The 14,445-nt window shown below is 70.6% G+C and carries 12 protein-coding genes; 4 read left to right on the top strand and 8 right to left on the bottom strand.

Annotation, left to right across the window (positions count from 1 at the left end; all coding sequences use genetic code 11):
* Positions 1 to 2: 2 nt before the first annotated feature.
* Positions 3 to 389 carry a DUF2304 domain-containing protein gene (locus ACWIFB_RS00475; RefSeq protein ID WP_230929880.1) on the bottom strand — a complete coding sequence of 129 codons (387 nt, stop codon included), beginning with the start codon at positions 387 to 389 and terminating at the stop codon, positions 3 to 5.
* A complete protein-coding gene (locus ACWIFB_RS00480) occupies positions 390 to 1,139 on the bottom strand; it encodes a glycosyltransferase family 2 protein (protein WP_230929881.1) in 750 nt (249 codons plus the stop codon).
* 62 nt (positions 1,140 to 1,201) lie between these two features.
* Here ACWIFB_RS00480 and ACWIFB_RS00485 point away from each other — a divergent pair, with 62 nt between their 5' ends.
* From ACWIFB_RS00485 to ACWIFB_RS00495, 3 genes are all read left to right on the top strand, one after another.
* On the top strand, positions 1,202 to 2,098 hold the full coding sequence (locus tag ACWIFB_RS00485) for a glycosyltransferase family 2 protein (protein WP_230929882.1): 897 nt from the start codon (positions 1,202 to 1,204) through the stop codon (positions 2,096 to 2,098).
* 2 nt (positions 2,099 to 2,100) lie between these two features.
* The gene (locus ACWIFB_RS00490; protein WP_454056954.1) at positions 2,101 to 2,487 is read left to right on the top strand and encodes a hypothetical protein; all 387 of its coding nucleotides are present in this window, start codon (positions 2,101 to 2,103) and stop codon (positions 2,485 to 2,487) included.
* Positions 2,488 to 2,601: 114 nt separating this feature from the next.
* A complete protein-coding gene (locus ACWIFB_RS00495; RefSeq protein WP_344988899.1) occupies positions 2,602 to 2,961 on the top strand; it encodes a hypothetical protein in 360 nt (119 codons plus the stop codon).
* 46 nt (positions 2,962 to 3,007) lie between these two features.
* Here the strand turns inward: ACWIFB_RS00495 and ACWIFB_RS00500 are convergent, their stop codons facing one another.
* A complete protein-coding gene (locus tag ACWIFB_RS00500; RefSeq protein WP_454056955.1) occupies positions 3,008 to 4,789 on the bottom strand; it encodes a WXG100 family type VII secretion target in 1,782 nt (593 codons plus the stop codon).
* Between the two features lie 9 nt (positions 4,790 to 4,798).
* Here ACWIFB_RS00500 and ACWIFB_RS00505 point away from each other — a divergent pair, with 9 nt between their 5' ends.
* Positions 4,799 to 4,999 (top strand): hypothetical protein, encoded by a 201-nt coding sequence (locus ACWIFB_RS00505; protein WP_454056956.1) that lies wholly within the window; start codon positions 4,799 to 4,801, stop codon positions 4,997 to 4,999.
* A gap of 11 nt (positions 5,000 to 5,010) precedes the next feature.
* Here the strand turns inward: ACWIFB_RS00505 and ACWIFB_RS00510 are convergent, their stop codons facing one another.
* The 5 genes from ACWIFB_RS00510 to ACWIFB_RS00530 all read right to left on the bottom strand — a co-directional run bounded on the left by ACWIFB_RS00510 (position 5,011) and on the right by ACWIFB_RS00530 (position 14,346).
* The gene (locus ACWIFB_RS00510) at positions 5,011 to 5,574 is read right to left on the bottom strand and encodes a DUF3558 family protein (RefSeq protein ID WP_454056957.1); all 564 of its coding nucleotides are present in this window, start codon (positions 5,572 to 5,574) and stop codon (positions 5,011 to 5,013) included.
* A gap of 159 nt (positions 5,575 to 5,733) precedes the next feature.
* Positions 5,734 to 7,713, bottom strand: coding sequence for an arabinofuranosyltransferase (locus tag ACWIFB_RS00515; RefSeq protein ID WP_454056958.1), 1,980 nt, complete (start codon positions 7,711 to 7,713; stop codon positions 5,734 to 5,736).
* Positions 7,710 to 9,068, bottom strand: a complete 1,359-nt coding sequence (locus ACWIFB_RS00520; RefSeq protein WP_454056959.1) for a polysaccharide biosynthesis protein — start codon at positions 9,066 to 9,068, stop codon at positions 7,710 to 7,712. The genes ACWIFB_RS00515 and ACWIFB_RS00520 overlap by 4 nt, the downstream gene beginning before the upstream one ends.
* Positions 9,046 to 10,440, bottom strand: a complete 1,395-nt coding sequence (locus ACWIFB_RS00525) for a M1 family metallopeptidase (protein WP_454056960.1) — start codon at positions 10,438 to 10,440, stop codon at positions 9,046 to 9,048. Before ACWIFB_RS00525 ends, ACWIFB_RS00520 begins: the two co-directional genes overlap by 23 nt.
* 57 nt (positions 10,441 to 10,497) lie before the next feature.
* The gene (locus tag ACWIFB_RS00530) at positions 10,498 to 14,346 is read right to left on the bottom strand and encodes a Pls/PosA family non-ribosomal peptide synthetase (protein WP_454056961.1); all 3,849 of its coding nucleotides are present in this window, start codon (positions 14,344 to 14,346) and stop codon (positions 10,498 to 10,500) included.
* Positions 14,347 to 14,445: the final 99 nt, after the last annotated feature.

Consider the following 14,445-nt stretch of genomic DNA (forward strand, 5'->3'; position numbering starts at 1 on the left):
GCTCAGGACTGCAGTGGATCGTCGTCGGACACGGGCTTCATGACCCGCACATCGACGTGATCCTCGGGCCGCACCGCGTCGGCCAGCGCGATGGTGCGGGCCAGTCGCGCGTACCGCAGCTCCTGTTCGCGGAAGCGCACCCACGTCGACACCGTCACGAACGCGAAGCCCATGACCAGCGCGTACAGCACGAGGTCGGTGCCGCGCTGCACACCCAGGCGGTTGGCGACCCACGTCAGATCGTCCGGGCGGATCACGGCGTAGACCATGAACACCACGAACAGCACGAAGCCGATCTTCACGCCGGCCTTGGCCCGGGCCTTGCGACGGTTGGCCACGAAGAACGCGACCAGCACCGCACCGGCGAGGAGCAGCAGAACCTTGATCATCTAGGGCAGCCTCCGTCCCACGATCCCGTCGGACAGGATGTTGATCCCGTTGAGCAGCGACTGCCCCTTGGACATGGAGTACTCGGTGTACAGGATGTCGACCGGCTCCTCCGCGACGCGCCAGCCGTTCGAGTCCATGAGCTCCACGAACTCGCTCGCGTGGCTCATCCCGTTCATGCGCAGATTGAGGCCCTCGGCCACGCGGCGGTTGAACACGCGCAGGCCGTTGTGGGCGTCCGTCAGCCCGAGGCGGCGCGTGCGCGGGCTGAGCATCACCACGGTGCGGAGCACGAGGCGCTTGATCAGCGGCACCTGGTCGTCCTCCGCGCGCGGGCGGCCGAAACGGGTGCCCACCACGATGTCCACGGGCTCGCTGCGGAGCCGCCCGACCATCGTCAGCACGTCCTTGACCTGGTGCTGACCGTCCGCGTCGAACGTGACGAAGTAGCGGGCGCCCGGCTGGTTCCGCGCGTACTCGACACCCGTCTGGATGGCCGCGCCCTGGCCCAGGTTCACCGGATGCCGCACCAGGTGGGCCCCGGCGCGGTGGATCGCCGCCGCCGAGTCGTCCGCCGAACCGTCGTCCACCGCGACGATGTTGGGGAACGTCTCGCCGGCGTTGCGCAGCACGTCCTCGATCACCGTGCCCTCGTTGAAGCAGGGCACGATGAGCCAGACATCGCGGTTGCGGACGGGGTCGCCCCCGGCCTCCTCATCTGGCCCCGTGGGCCGCACACTGTCTCCGGTCATCGAGGGTCGATACTATGCGATCGGACGGACAATCCGGAGACGACAAGGACGGCGGTTCACCAATGGCCATTGATGTGATGCTCCCCTACTACGGGGATGTCGACCATTTCAAGAAGGCCGTGGACAGTGTCCTGGCGCAGAGCTACAAGGATTTCCGGCTGGTCGTGGTGGACGATGGCTACCCGGACCCGGAGCCCGCCCGCTACATGGGCGAGATCACCGCGGTCGACAGCCGGGTGACCTACGAGAAGAACGAGACCAACCTCGGCGCCAACGGCAACTACCGGAAGTGCATCGGCATGGTCACCGCGCCGATCGTGGTGATCATGGGCGCCGACGACATCATGCTGCCCAACTACCTGCAGGTCGTGGCCGACGGATTCGCCGCCGTGCCCGACGCCGCGGTGATGGAGGTCGGCGTCAACGTCATCGACGAGCACGGCTCCGCCGTCCGCGGCCTCGGCGACAGCGTGAAGTCGCTGACCACCCCCAAGGCCGACGGCCGCACGGTGCTGCACGGCGAGAAGCTCATGACCTCGCTCATGCACGGCAACTGGACCTACTTCCCGTCGCTGGCGTGGAACTCCGAGTGGGTCAAGCGCATCGGCTTCCGTGAGGGCCTGGACGTGGTGCAGGACCTGGCGCTGCTCGTGGATGTGATCACCGGCGGCGGGCACATGATCTACGACCCGACGCTCGCGTTCCTCTACCGGCGCCACTCGGCCTCCGACTCGTCGGTGCGAGCGCTCGACGGCCGCCGCTTCGACGAGGAGGCCCGCTTCTTCTCCGGCGAGGCCGACGCGTTCGGCGCCCGCGGTTGGAAGAACGCCGAACGGGCCGCGCGCCTGCATGTGACCTCGCGGCTCAACGCGCTCTCGCTGCTGCCCACCGCAGCCAAGGCAGGGAAGCTGGCCGAGGGCGGAAAGAAGCTGCTGGGGCACACCTTCCGGAAGTTCTGACGGTGGAGCCCGCGCCCGGCCGCCCGGGCTCGGATCCGGGTCCAGGTTCGAGCGCGGGCTCCGGGCCGGCCCCGGTCTCCTGGGTGATCGGGGCGGGGCTCTACGGCGCCGAGGTCGTTGTCCTGGCACTGCTGAGCCTGCTGTTCGGCGGTTTGTCGGCGATGCTCTCGGACACCTGCTTCCGCGAGAGCACCGAGCTGATCTGCGAGCCGCGCTGGCAGACCATCATGGCGCTCACGCCGATCACTGCGCTGGTGGCGACCGTCGTCGTGATGGGCGCGCTCGTGCTGTGGCGCCGCCGGTTGTGGGCGCTCGTGACGGCGATAGTGGTCACGCCGCTGGTGCCGTTAATGGCGTTCCTGATCATGCAGGCGGTCGTCACGGCGTGAGCCCCGGCCGGATGGTCGTCACCAGTGCGACGCCGCCGAGCGCGTCGCGCCATAGCGGCGACCATTTCCGCAGGGATGACGACCGACTCACCAACGCACGGGCAGACTTGTCTGATGATCCCCGAAACCTGGATTCCGCACCGCCGCGATGACGGCGAGCTGGTCGGCTGGATCGACATGACCGTCGCCGAGCCGCGCCTGGTCCCTATTGATCGCCTCGGCCGCCCGCTGGAGCCCGTCGACGACTGGTTCGAGGCGGAGGAAGCACTCGACGCGATCGGCCTGCGCTTCCTGGCCGAACGGTTCGTGTACAGCGAGCCCGGGTCGTCGGATGCGGGCCCTCTCACGGTTCGGATCGCCCACGTCTACGACGACCGCATCGTGCTCACCACCGCGTTGACCGACGCGATCGAGGACGTGGGCCGCGAGATCGTCCTGCCGTTCCCGGCGCCGGTCGACCTCCGCAGCGCCTGACCTCGATGAGCACTCGATAGCGCGAGCACTGCGTCTAGCTCCGCGCCTAGTCCCGCTCGTCGCCGCTGCCCGTGTAGCTGCGGCCGAGCACCCGCCCCGGCGAGCGGACGACGCCTGCGGAACCATCCGAATCCGCAACGTCGGCCTTGCCCACAGCCGCGTCGGTTGTCGTACTTCCGGGCTCAGCGTGGCGACCGAGTACGGCGGGCGCGACTTTGACGGGGTCGCCGATGATGTCGGTGGTGTTGGTGGCGTTGGTCAGATAGCCGGCTGGCGTGTGTCCACGTCTGTCGGAGCTCTGCCCGGCCCCGCCGGCGCCCATCATGCCCATCGGCACCGCGCCTGGTCGCCCTGCGGTGGGACCACCAGTCGACGACGACGTCGGCCCCATCCCACCAGCACCGGTGGTTGCTCCGGTGGCGTTTCCTGCGCCTGCCCCCGGGGCTCCGGCAGATGGGCCGCCGACACCCGGTCCGGCCGAGTGGCTGAGACCTGCCAGGGTCCCGGCCCCGCCCATGCGAGTCGCTGCTGCGCCGGCGGCTGCGGCCCCGCCGCCCCCGACCAGCCCGGCTGCGCTGCCGAAGCCGCGATCACGGTCCCGGCCGCCCGCCGCGCCGCCGCGGGCTCCGGCATTGCCGCGTAGTCCGCGGATGCCGGACGTTCCCGTGCCACCGGCCTGCTGTCCCGGGGCTCCGTTCATCGGGGCCAGAGGCGCCCCCGCCGCGGTGGTGGCCGCGTTCACCGGACCTGCCCCGGCCGGGCCTGCGCCCGCATTCGGAGCGGCTGCGCCCAGTCCCGATGCGTCGCCTCCGCCGGCGCGTGAGGCCAGTAGTGCCTGTTCGGTGGCGGCATCGGTAGCCGCGATTGGCGCGCTTGCGCCCGCAGCGTCGGCCCCTGGCCCGCTGACCCCGCTCGCGCTGACCCCGCTGGCGCCGGGCCCGCCGGCACCGGCAGCGGCCAAGGCAGCTGGGCCGGGGGCGGCTGCGCCGGCGGTCTGCGGAATACCTCCGGTGTTCCAGGCAGAGACGGGGTCGATGCCGGTGGCGCCACCAAGTGCGGCGCCGGAGACGACTCGAAAGGCGGTGGGGAACTGGAGGTCGTCGAGGTTGGCCTTCATCACTGCTGGGCTGTACTCGGTGTTGACCACAGCTCGCGCCTGTTCTTCCGCTGCCGCCCGAGCAGCGGATGCAGCTTGGGGCGCGCCTGGTGAGGCGGGACCCAGTGTCGCGCCGGGACCGGATCCGAGCCCCGGGGTGCGGGCCTGCGCCAGCTCCAGCTTCAGCGACTCGGAGGAGATGTTGCTGCGGGTGGTGTGGAACCCGACCTGTGCTCCGTCGGCTCGGGTGGCTACTTCTTCCAGCACACCCACCAAGTCGAACGCGGACCCGGTCAACGCGTGGACCGCCCTCGCGCCCTCCTGGGCGAACTCGCCCTGCCAGGCGCCGCCAAGTACGTCGTCCAATTCGCGTTGCAGGGTGGAAGCCGCCGAGTCCAGCGTGCCCGCAGCGGTCGTGACCTGCTTCTGTACCTGTTCGAACTGGCTCGGATCCAACGCCTCGGCGGCGGTGACGATCCGCTCCAATGGGGTCGAGGACACGTCCTCCGGCCCTACTCGGTTGTAGCCGCCCACGTTCTCGGGGTCCTCCGCGGCCGAAACGGATGCCGAGACGGCGACAGTCGCTGCCGGGCCATGCATCGACGCCAGCATGCTCATCAGTCCGATGCTCTTCAGCCCGGCTGGCTCCTCGGCCGCCTTCCCGAGTGCGGCAGCAGCTGCTTCGTCCTGGGCATCGATCATCCCGCCGGCTGCGGCAAACAGCACCGACATTGCCTTTGCTTGAGTGACGAATCCATCAAGAAGAGTCCGCAGATCCTCGCCCGCAAAAAGCGAATAGACGGCACCAATCTGACGGGCTGTGTCAAAAGCCGCAGAATTATGGAACTGTTCCTTAAGGAACTGGCCATCGGTGCTCTCGTTCAATTTATCGATAAAGGCGTCACACGCCTTGGTGCAGCTGCTTGCAGCTTCTGGATCTAGGTGGACACGCATTAGAAGTCCCCCTGCGGAAGCCTTGAAATTACCGGTTTTATCGCCTGATCAAGAGCATCGCAAGAATCGACAAATCGCTCGCCCTTAAACTGTTCAAGCGAAGTCACCAAGCTCATTTTGTACATAACCGTGCCCACTTCGGTGAAGAAGAGGTGGAGGCACCCCATGTTGGTGCTATCGGCCGCTTCTTGCATTCGAAGAGACGGTCTGCCGGTGGCGTTTGAATCTGCGTCAATTACTGAGACGGTGCTATCGGCGAGGAACTCTTCACGGCTCTTCCACGTCGACAGCAGGCTGACGTGCACCTCGTCGGTTTTCCAGCCGCAGGAGATGAGCTCGCCTGGCTTATAGTTCTGAAACTGTTCGACAACCTCGAGGGGCGATCCCGCACCCTCTTCAATCGCCTCCACCGGGATTTCGGCGCACGGGTCGAAGAGGTCGGGCCGTTCCTCGAGGGGCAGGTCCCACGGATTGACGGGCGTCTCGGGTGACGGGCTCGTCGTCGTCACATCCTCGGCGTCAGACACGCACCCGGACAGCACCATGACGGCGGCGACCAGCACCGCGCCTACACCTCTACTCATTCCCACAACCAGTACGACGGCCCGGCTCGGCGGACGGTTCCCGCGATCACAAGAAAGTTCCGGCGTACCCCGCCGACGCCGACGCCGACGCCGACGGCCGAAGCCAGCGCCGACACCGACGCCGGCCCGACGTGCGACCTATCGCCGCACAATCACGACCCGCGCCCCCACCTCGCGTACGTCGAACAGGTCGGGGTCATCGAACTGGCCCGGACCGAACACGATCTCCTCGCGGGAGTTGTTGTGCTGGAGCGGCATCTGGTTGATCACCGCGGGGAACACCCACCGCTCGGGGGTTTCGCGATCCAGGACCAACACATCGGGGGCGCGGAATTCGCTCGCGTCGAGCTCGGCGGCCAGGTCCGCGGCCGATGGGGTCGCCGCCCAGTCGCGGATCTCGTCGGTGCGCTCCTCGTAGCGTCCGGCGGGGGTCGCATACGCCTGAGCGGGGGCCTGGAACGTGAAGAACGGCCGGTACGAGTACAGCGTGGGGTCAGAGGTCAGTAGCACCAGGTCGGAGGGCTCGCGGTCGGACGTCATGTCGTCGATCGCCGTCAGGACGTGCGTGGGCACGCCGGGGGTGTTGCGCGCGACCTCCGCGAACTCGGCGTCCTCCTCGGACACGTGCTGCACCATCTGGACGGCGGCGAGCCCCGCCACCACGACCACGGCCGCGAGCACCTTGCTGTGAGGCAACCCCGGGACCACCGCGACGGCCCACCGGGTCAGCGCGAGCGCCCCCACCACACCGGCGAGGGCCAGGACCAGCGTGAGGGCGGGGATCATGCGGAAGGGCAACAGCGTGCTGCCGGCGACGGCCCGGAGCCCGGAGAGCAGGAACCAGCCGAACACGGCCACCGTGATCACGGCCAGGCTGCGCGCGAGCACGAGCGCCCGACCCGGTGAGGGCAGCGGCCATGCGGAGGGAGCGGGGTCGTTGTCGTCGTCGGGGCGGGGCTCGTCATGGGCACCGACGCTGACCCGCGCGTGCAGCGCGGCGGCGGACCGATCGGCGCCGGTGGGCCACACGGTGACCACGATCCACACCAACCCGATCAGGCACAGGACACCCGTGACCGACATCTCGAACATCGGCAGTGGCAGGTGCGCACCGGACTCGGGCGCGAAATCGTTGGCGACGGACGACTCGGTCTCCGCCCCGGTGATCACCGCGAACAGGTAGCGGTGCCAGAACAGGAGCGCGATCGCGGCGGAGATCCCGGCCATCGCGGCGAGCCGGCCGAGAAGGGCGCGGACCACGGCGCGCTCGGAGCGGTGCCACCAGGTGTGGAGGATAACCACCAGGCCCACGACCAGCGCCGCGAAGCCGGCGATCAGGGTGTATCCCAACGCCGCGATGCCGAGGTAGACGCCGATCGTCACGACGAGCGGCCACGTCGGCCGGCTGTCCGTCGGCGAGCCCGCGGCCACGGCGATGCGCGCGCTGAGCACGTAGGTTGCCACCACGACCTGCGGGAACAGGCAGATCAGGATCCACGAATACGGCTCATAGGCGTTGGTGTGGACGCCCACGACGGCGGTCACCAGGCCGAACAGGACCGCCAGTCGGGCCGGGAGCAGCCACCGCCAGGCCACGAACGCGAGCGCCCCGGCCACCGCCATCGTGATGATCGCGTACGGCTTGTAGAACTCCCACCCGTCCACGCCGAGCATGGCGGCCAGCCGACCACCCACCCAGAACCACTGGGGCGGATAGAACGGCGCGGCGTCGGCGTAGAACGGGTCGGCCAGCCCCGCGGAATCGGCGAAGCGGGTCACGTAGGCGACGCGGTTGATCTGGTCGCCACCCAGGCCGAACAGGTAGTGCGGGGTCCCGTTGAGCAGCAGACCCAGATGGGACGAGGCCAGGAACGACGGGCCCGCCGTGCCGAGCAGCCACAGGGTGCGCCGGCCGGTCGCGCGGCGCAGCAGCAGCCAGCCGGCCAGAACGACGAACCCGGCGGAGAGGGCCGCCCGGAACGACTCCGGCAGCCAGCTGGGCTGGGCGAACGGCGGCGCGTTCACCACCAGCAGGGTGAGAACACCCACGGCGGCGGCCACCAACAGCGCGGCGAGCAGCTCGGCCGCACCGCGGCCGAGGGGACGGAGGTGGGTCACGAGCGGGCCCCCGGGCGCAAGGAGGTGGCGACGACGACGAGTCCGACCACATGCACCAGTACGCCCACGCCGGGCCCGGCGAGCAGCGCGATCGCGGCGCGCACGTCGAGCGCGCCGGGCACGGCGACGAGCAGCGCTGCGGCCGCGATGACCGCCACCCACCAGCCCACGTTGTAGAGCAGGTGGCGGTCGAAGGCCAGGGCGGCGTTGCCGGTCACCATGAGCGCGGCGGTTCCCACCGAGGCGGCGGTCAGGGCGGCCAGCACGGCGCCCGACAGCTCGAACTCGGCGCCGAACAGCACGCGGATCAGCCAGGGACCGACCAGCCACGCGGCCCCGGCGCCGATGACGCCGACGGCGGTCACCGCGGCGACCGGTAGCGCGAGGGCTCGCGGTCCCCGGGAACGGCGTTCGACGAAGTAGACGATGATCGCGCTCTGGAAGCTGGTCAGCGGCACGAGCAGGGGAGCGCGGGTGAGGGTGATGGCCAGGATCACCGCACCGAGGAGCGGGGCCGGGTCGGTGGGGCGGGCGGTCGCGGTGACGAACAGCGGGAACCCGGTGACCAGTGCCGACGTGCCGGCGGAGGCGAGCATCGCGGTGCCGGTGTTGCGCCAGAAGCGGCCTCGGCCCACATCCACGGCGGAGGCGAGTGCGGAGCGCGTGGCGGGGGAGAGCGCGACGAGAAGGGCCCACGTGATGGCGCCGGCGACGGTGGCGATCGCGAAGCCCAGCCCGGCATCACCGAGCCACCAGGCGATACCGGCCACGGCCAGGCGCAGCGCCGCGTCCACGGTGAGCAGGACCGCGTACAGCCCCCACCTCTCGGAGCCGGACAGGGCGCCGGCGGTGGCCGCCTGGAGACTGAATCCGAGGATGCCGAACGCCATGATCGTCACACCGGCCCCGGAGAACGTCGGCAGCCCGACCGGGGCCCACGCCGGGGTGCTCACCACGACCGCGGCGGCCAGCGCCAGGCCGAGTACGAGGCCGGCGGTCAGGAGCCGGACGCGGGGGCCGGTCGGCGGGGAGGCGGGAGGCGGGTCGCCGATGCTGCCGACGTCGTCGTCGTCGACACCAGGAGCCCCGACGCCGCCGGCGAGCTGTCGCGCCGACCGCACGGCGCGCGTGGCCTCCTGCATGAGCCCGTTGGCGACACCGCCGAGGGCGAAGAACGCGCCCCAGTAGGTGGCGAACAGCGGATAGTCGGCCGGCCCCAGGGCGCGGCCGGCGATGAGCATCACCAGGTACCCAGACGCCGCGGCGAACAGGGTGGCCAGCGTCAGCGCCCGCATCCCGCCCGTGGCCCCCCGAGCGGTCGTGGGCGCCGCCTCAGCGGGATCCGGGGAGGCCATCGGGCATGCCGAGGGTGGGCGGCACGGGCTCGGAGAACAACCAGGCGTTCCACAGGGGGCGCAGGTCCACGGGCGAATGATCGGCGGCCATGTGCAGGAAGTCGTCGGTCGTGACGTTCTTGCCCGAGTACTTGGCCACCCAGGCCCGCAGGAGGTCGAAGAAACGCTCGTCGCCGATCGTCAGCCGCAGCGCGTGCAGGGTCAGGGCGCCGCGCTTGTAGACGCGGTCGTCGAACATGTCCTTCGGGCCGGGGTCGGCGAGGAGGATGTCCTGCGGCGAGTTCTGCAGTTTGGCGTAGTAGCGCAGCGCGTGGCTGCCGGCGTCGGCGCCGCCGGAGAACTCGGTCCACAGCCACTCGGCGTAGCAGGCGAAACCCTCGTGCAGCCAGATGTGCTTCCACTCGGCGGCGGTGACCGCGTTGCCGAACCACTGGTGGGCGAGCTCGTGGGCGATGAGCCGCTCGTCGGCGCCGCCGGACTCGATCGTGTTGCGACCGAACGTCGACATACCCATGGCCTCGAGCGGGATCTCCAGCTCGTCGTCGGTCACCACGACCTTGTACTCCTCGAAGGGGTACGGCCCGAACAGATCGGTGAACACGTCGATCATCTCGAGCTGCCGGTCGAACGCCACCCGGAAACCGCGCTTGAGGTCGGCGGGCAGGTAGGCGCGGAACGGCACGCGGCCGCCGCTGACCTCCACGTGCTCGTACTGGCCGAGGTTGACGGTGACGAGGTACGTGGAGGTGGGGTGGGGGAGGTCGAACTCCCAGGTGGTCATGCTGCCGCTGCGCTTCTTGCCCACGAGTGAGCCGGTCACCACCGCGCGGTACGGCGAGTCGGCCGTGAGCCTGATCCGGAAGGGGGCCTTGGAGGAGGGGTGGTCGTCGCAGGGGAACCAGCTGGCGGCCCCGTTGGGCTGGTTGGCCACCAGGACGCCGTCGGTCAGTTCCTCCCAGCCGACCTCGCCCCAGGCGCCGCGGATGGGGCGCGGATTGCCGGCGTAGCGGATGGTCAGCGTGAACGCCGATCCCACCGCGAGCGGCTCGGCGGGGGTGACGGCGAGCTTGCCGCGGGGCCGGCTGTAGCGGGCGACCCGGCCGCGGTCGAGCGTCACCTTGGAGACGGTGAGGTGCGGCGACAGGTCGAGCAGGAGGGAATCGAGTGGCTCGGTGGCGGTGGCGGTGATGACGGCCTCGCCGCGCAGGTTGTTGGAGCTCATCTTGTAGGTGAGGTCCAGTTCGTAGCGGGTGACCCCGTACCCGTGGTTGCCGGCGGACGGTAGGTAGGGGTCGACCGGGTCCGCCCGCGACGGGTTGCGGGGCGCGGCGATCTTGGCGACGAGGTCCTTCTTGACTGCCCTGAGTTCCATGACCTGCGCGAGTCTAGTGGACCCCGCGGCCGGGCCCCCGTCGCCGTTTCTGAGCCCTCAGCCCCGCCACGGTGAGATGGGGTTTCCCTGCCAGCGGGTGCCTGCGGGGATGCGGTCGCCGCGCATCACCAGCGAGGCCGGGCCCACGGTGGAGCCGGCCCCGATGGAGGAGGCGGGCAGGGTCACGCAGTGGGTCCCGAGGGTGGCGCCGGCCTCCAGGTCGACGGTGTCGATCTGCATGATCCGGTCGTGGAACAGGTGGGTCTGGACCACGCAGCCGCGGTTGACGGTGGCGCCGTCACCGAGGGTGATCAGGTCGGCCTCGGGAAGCCAGTACGACTCACACCAGACGCCGCGGCCGAGGCGCGAGCCGAGGAGACGCAGCATCACGCCCAGCACCGGCGTGCCGGAGGCGGGGCGCGCCATCCAGGGGGCCGCGAGTAGTTCGACGAAGGAATCGGCGACCTCGTTGCGCCAGACGAACGACGACCACAACGGTTGCTCACCGGCGCGGATACGGCCCACGAACAGCCACTTGGCGAGCACCGCGAGCAGCATCGCGACCAGGCCCGCGTAGGCGAGCACGAGCCCGGAGGTCACCGCGGCCACGGCGAAGCCCCACTGCTGGTGCGCGGCCTGCATCAGGACGAGGACACTGCACAGCAGCAGGAACGAGATCCAGACGGGGATCAGGCGCAGCGTCTCCCACGCCCCGCGGGCGGCCTTGAGGCGGCGCGGCGGCTGGTAGGTGCGGGCGTCGTCGGTATCGGTGACGGCACGGGGCAATTTCTGCGGGGGCGAGCCCAGCCACGACGTGCCCTTCTTCGCCTTCTGCGGGGCGGATGAGAGGACGGCGACCAGGCCGCGGGCGGGTACCTTGCGGCCGGCGGAGGCGATGCCGGAGTTGCCCAGGAACGCCCGTTTGCCGACCTGCGCGTGCTCGAGGCGCATCCAGCCGGACCCGAGCTCGTAGGGGGCGACCATGGTGTCGTCGGCGAGGAACGCCCCGTCGCGCACCGTGGTCAGTGACGGGATGAGCAACACCGTGGACGCCTCGACGTCCTTGCCGATCTTCGCGCCCAGCATCCGCAACCAGATCGGGGTGAGCATGGATGCGTACAGCGGGTACAGCCAGTTGCGGGCGGCGTCCATGATCCGCTCGCTGCACCAGGCCTGCCATGCGGTGCGCGAGTGCACGGGGTGAAAGCCCGGCCTGAGCCGGATCGACAGGAGACGGATCGACACGATCGTGAACGCGGTGAGGACCGCGAACGCGAGCAGTGCTCCGGGGATCGACCAGAGCGTCGTCTGCAGCGCCAGCCGGGCGAGGCCCTCGGCGTCGCGCGCTCCCCACGCCACCAGGGCCAGCCCGGCGGTCAGCGCGACGAGCGGCATCCCGCCCAGCACCAGTGCGGAGACCTGGTAGATCAGGCTCCACCCACGACTGTGCGGGGCGGGCTCGGACGGCCAGCTGGAGCCGCGCTTGCCGCGCTTGAGGGCGGGGGATCCGGCGTAGCGTTTGCCGGCCTTGACGGCGCCGACGACGGCGGACCCGATCTCCACGTGGGCACCGCGGCCGATCGTCGCGCCCGGCAGCAGGGTCGAACGGGCGCCCACCACGGCGTTCTCGCCGATCTCGATCGCGCCGATGTGCACCACGTCGCCGTCGACCCAGTGACCGGCGAGATCGACCTCGGGCTCGATCGAGGCGCCGTCGCCCACGGTGAGCAGGCCCGTGACCGGCGGCAGGGTGTGCATGTCGACGCCGCGGCCGATCGTCGCACCGAGCAGGCGGGCGAAGGTGGTCAGCCAGCCGGCGCCGGCGAGCGAGGCCGCGCCCGAGGCCTCCACGAGCCGCTCGGCCGCCCACAGTCGGATGTGTACCGAGCCGCCGCGCGGGTGCGCCCCCGGTCGGACCCCGGCCATGAGCACCCGGCACAGGCCGGCGGTCACGACCATCCGGCCGACGGGCAACAGCAGGAGCACAGCCATGACCGCCAGCACCCACCACGACACGGGGCGCGCCCAGCTCGCGCCGAGTTCCGCTCCGATGTTGTTCGCCACGCCGAGCCAGGTCAGCCACTGCAGGCCGGTCACGGTGAGCAGTGGGATGGTTGCGAGGACCTGCACGAGCTGCGCCCCACGGCCGACCGGCCGGACGTCGCGGGGCTCGACCTCGGCCTCCGGTTCGAGGCAGTCGAGGAACTCGGCGAAGTCGCCCAGTCGCGAGCGGTCGTAGATGTCACCGACGGTGACGGCCGGGAAGCGCTCACGGACCTTCACCACCACGTGCGCTGCGGCCAGCGAGCCGCCCCCGAGGGCGAAGAAGTCCTCGTCGACGCCGGAGACGTCGGCCCCCAGGGCGGACGACCACAGCTCGGCGACCCACGCCTCGGTGCCGTCGAGCTCCGATTCGGCGGCGGAGGTCGCCGCCAGCGGCCAGGGCAGGGCAACGCGATCGACCTTGCCGGAGGTGCGGGTCGGCAGTTCGTCGACCAGGGTCAGTCGCGGCACCACGCCGGCCGGCAGGTGCTCGCGCAGGATGCCGGCGGCCTCGGCCAGATCGAAACCCGCCGGGTCCCGGGCCACGAGGTAGGCCACGAGCACGGGCTGGCCGGCGTCGGTCTTCTTCACCGCCGCGGCGCCGGCGCTCACCCCGGGAAGCGCCGAGACGGCGGTATCCACCTCGCCCAACTCCAGTCGACGCCCGCCGATCTTCACCTGGTCGTCGACCCGCCCGTTGAAGTACAGGCCGTCCTCCTCGAGCCGGACCACGTCACCCGAGCGGTAGGCGCGCTCCCAGCCCAGGGTCTCCATGGGCGCGTACTTCTCGGCGTCCTTCTCGGGGTCGAGGTAGCGTGCGAGCCCCACTCCGCCGATCACCAGTTCGCCGGACTCGCCGAAGCCCACCGGGTGGCCGTCGTCGTCGACTACGGCCAGGTCCCAGCCGTCCAGCGGCAGGCCGATCGACACCTCGCCGAGCCCGTCCAGCGGCGCGGCGCACGCCACGACGGTGGCCTCGGTCGGCCCGTACGTGTTCCACACCTCGCGTCCGTCGCCGGACAGTCGCGCCGCCAGTTCGGGAGGGCAGGCCTCGCCGCCGAGGATGACCATGCGGATGTCGGCGAGCATCGAGTTCGGCCACATCGACGCGAGCGTCGGAACGGTGGAGATGACGGTGATGCCGCGGTCGCGGAGCCACGGGCCCAGGTCGAGTCCGGACTTGACGATCGACCGCGGCGCCGGCACCAGACAGGCGCCGTGGGCCCAGGCCAGCCACATCTCCTCGCACGAGGCGTCGAACGCCACGGACAACCCCGCCAGGACGCGGTCCCCGGGCCCCAGCGGGGCGTCCTGCAGGAAGATCCGGGACTCGGCGTCGACGAACGCGGCGGCGCTGCGGTGCGTCACGGCCACGCCCTTGGGCAGGCCGGTGGTGCCGGAGGTGAAGATGATCCAGCAGTCGTCGTCCCCTTTCGGCGCCCGGCGCAGCGACGGGTCGACGCGACGACCCGGGTCGGTGACGGACATGCCCTCGGCCCGGTAGATGGCCGCCACCTGCGCCTGGCCGAACACGAGCTCGGCGCGCTCCGGCGGATCCTCCACGTCCACGGGCACGTACGCGGCCCCGGCGGCGAGCGTCGACAGGATCGCCAGATACAGCTCGGCGGTGCCGGACGGCATGTGGATGCCGACCCGGTCCCCGGCCCCCACGCCCTGCTCGTGCATCCATCGCGCGGAGGCGTGGATCTGCTCCCACACCTGCCCGTAGCTCAGGATCCGGTCGCCGTCGTCGAGGCACGGCGCGTCGGGATGCCGCTCGGCGGCGGCACCGAGGACGTCCAGTAACGTCCGCGGGCTCGGGGCATGGGGGCCGCGGAGATACTGCTCGGGGATCGATCGCACCGGTGGATGGTATCCCGGGTAAGTGAACGCCGAGAGTCCACCGACACCCGTGGAGGGGAGGCCGTTGAATCCGCACCGAACCGTCCCCTATGCGGCCGC

It is taken from the genome of Dietzia sp. NPDC055340, assembly GCF_053645335.1.

Coding starts and splice junctions, on each gene's coding strand:
- ACWIFB_RS00525 (WP_454056960.1), bottom strand. CDS start 10,440: ATGGAACTCAGGGCAGTCAAGAAGGACCTCGTCGCCAAGATCGCCGCG.
- ACWIFB_RS00495 (WP_344988899.1), top strand. CDS start 2,602: ATGATCCCCGAAACCTGGATTCCGCACCGCCGCGATGACGGCGAGCTG.
- ACWIFB_RS00475 (WP_230929880.1), bottom strand. CDS start 389: ATGATCAAGGTTCTGCTGCTCCTCGCCGGTGCGGTGCTGGTCGCGTTC.
- ACWIFB_RS00485 (WP_230929882.1), top strand. CDS start 1,202: ATGGCCATTGATGTGATGCTCCCCTACTACGGGGATGTCGACCATTTC.
- ACWIFB_RS00500 (WP_454056955.1), bottom strand. CDS start 4,789: ATGTCGGTGCTGTTTGCCGCAGCCGGCGGGATGATCGATGCCCAGGAC.
- ACWIFB_RS00480 (WP_230929881.1), bottom strand. CDS start 1,139: ATGACCGGAGACAGTGTGCGGCCCACGGGGCCAGATGAGGAGGCCGGG.
- ACWIFB_RS00520 (WP_454056959.1), bottom strand. CDS start 9,068: ATGGCCTCCCCGGATCCCGCTGAGGCGGCGCCCACGACCGCTCGGGGG.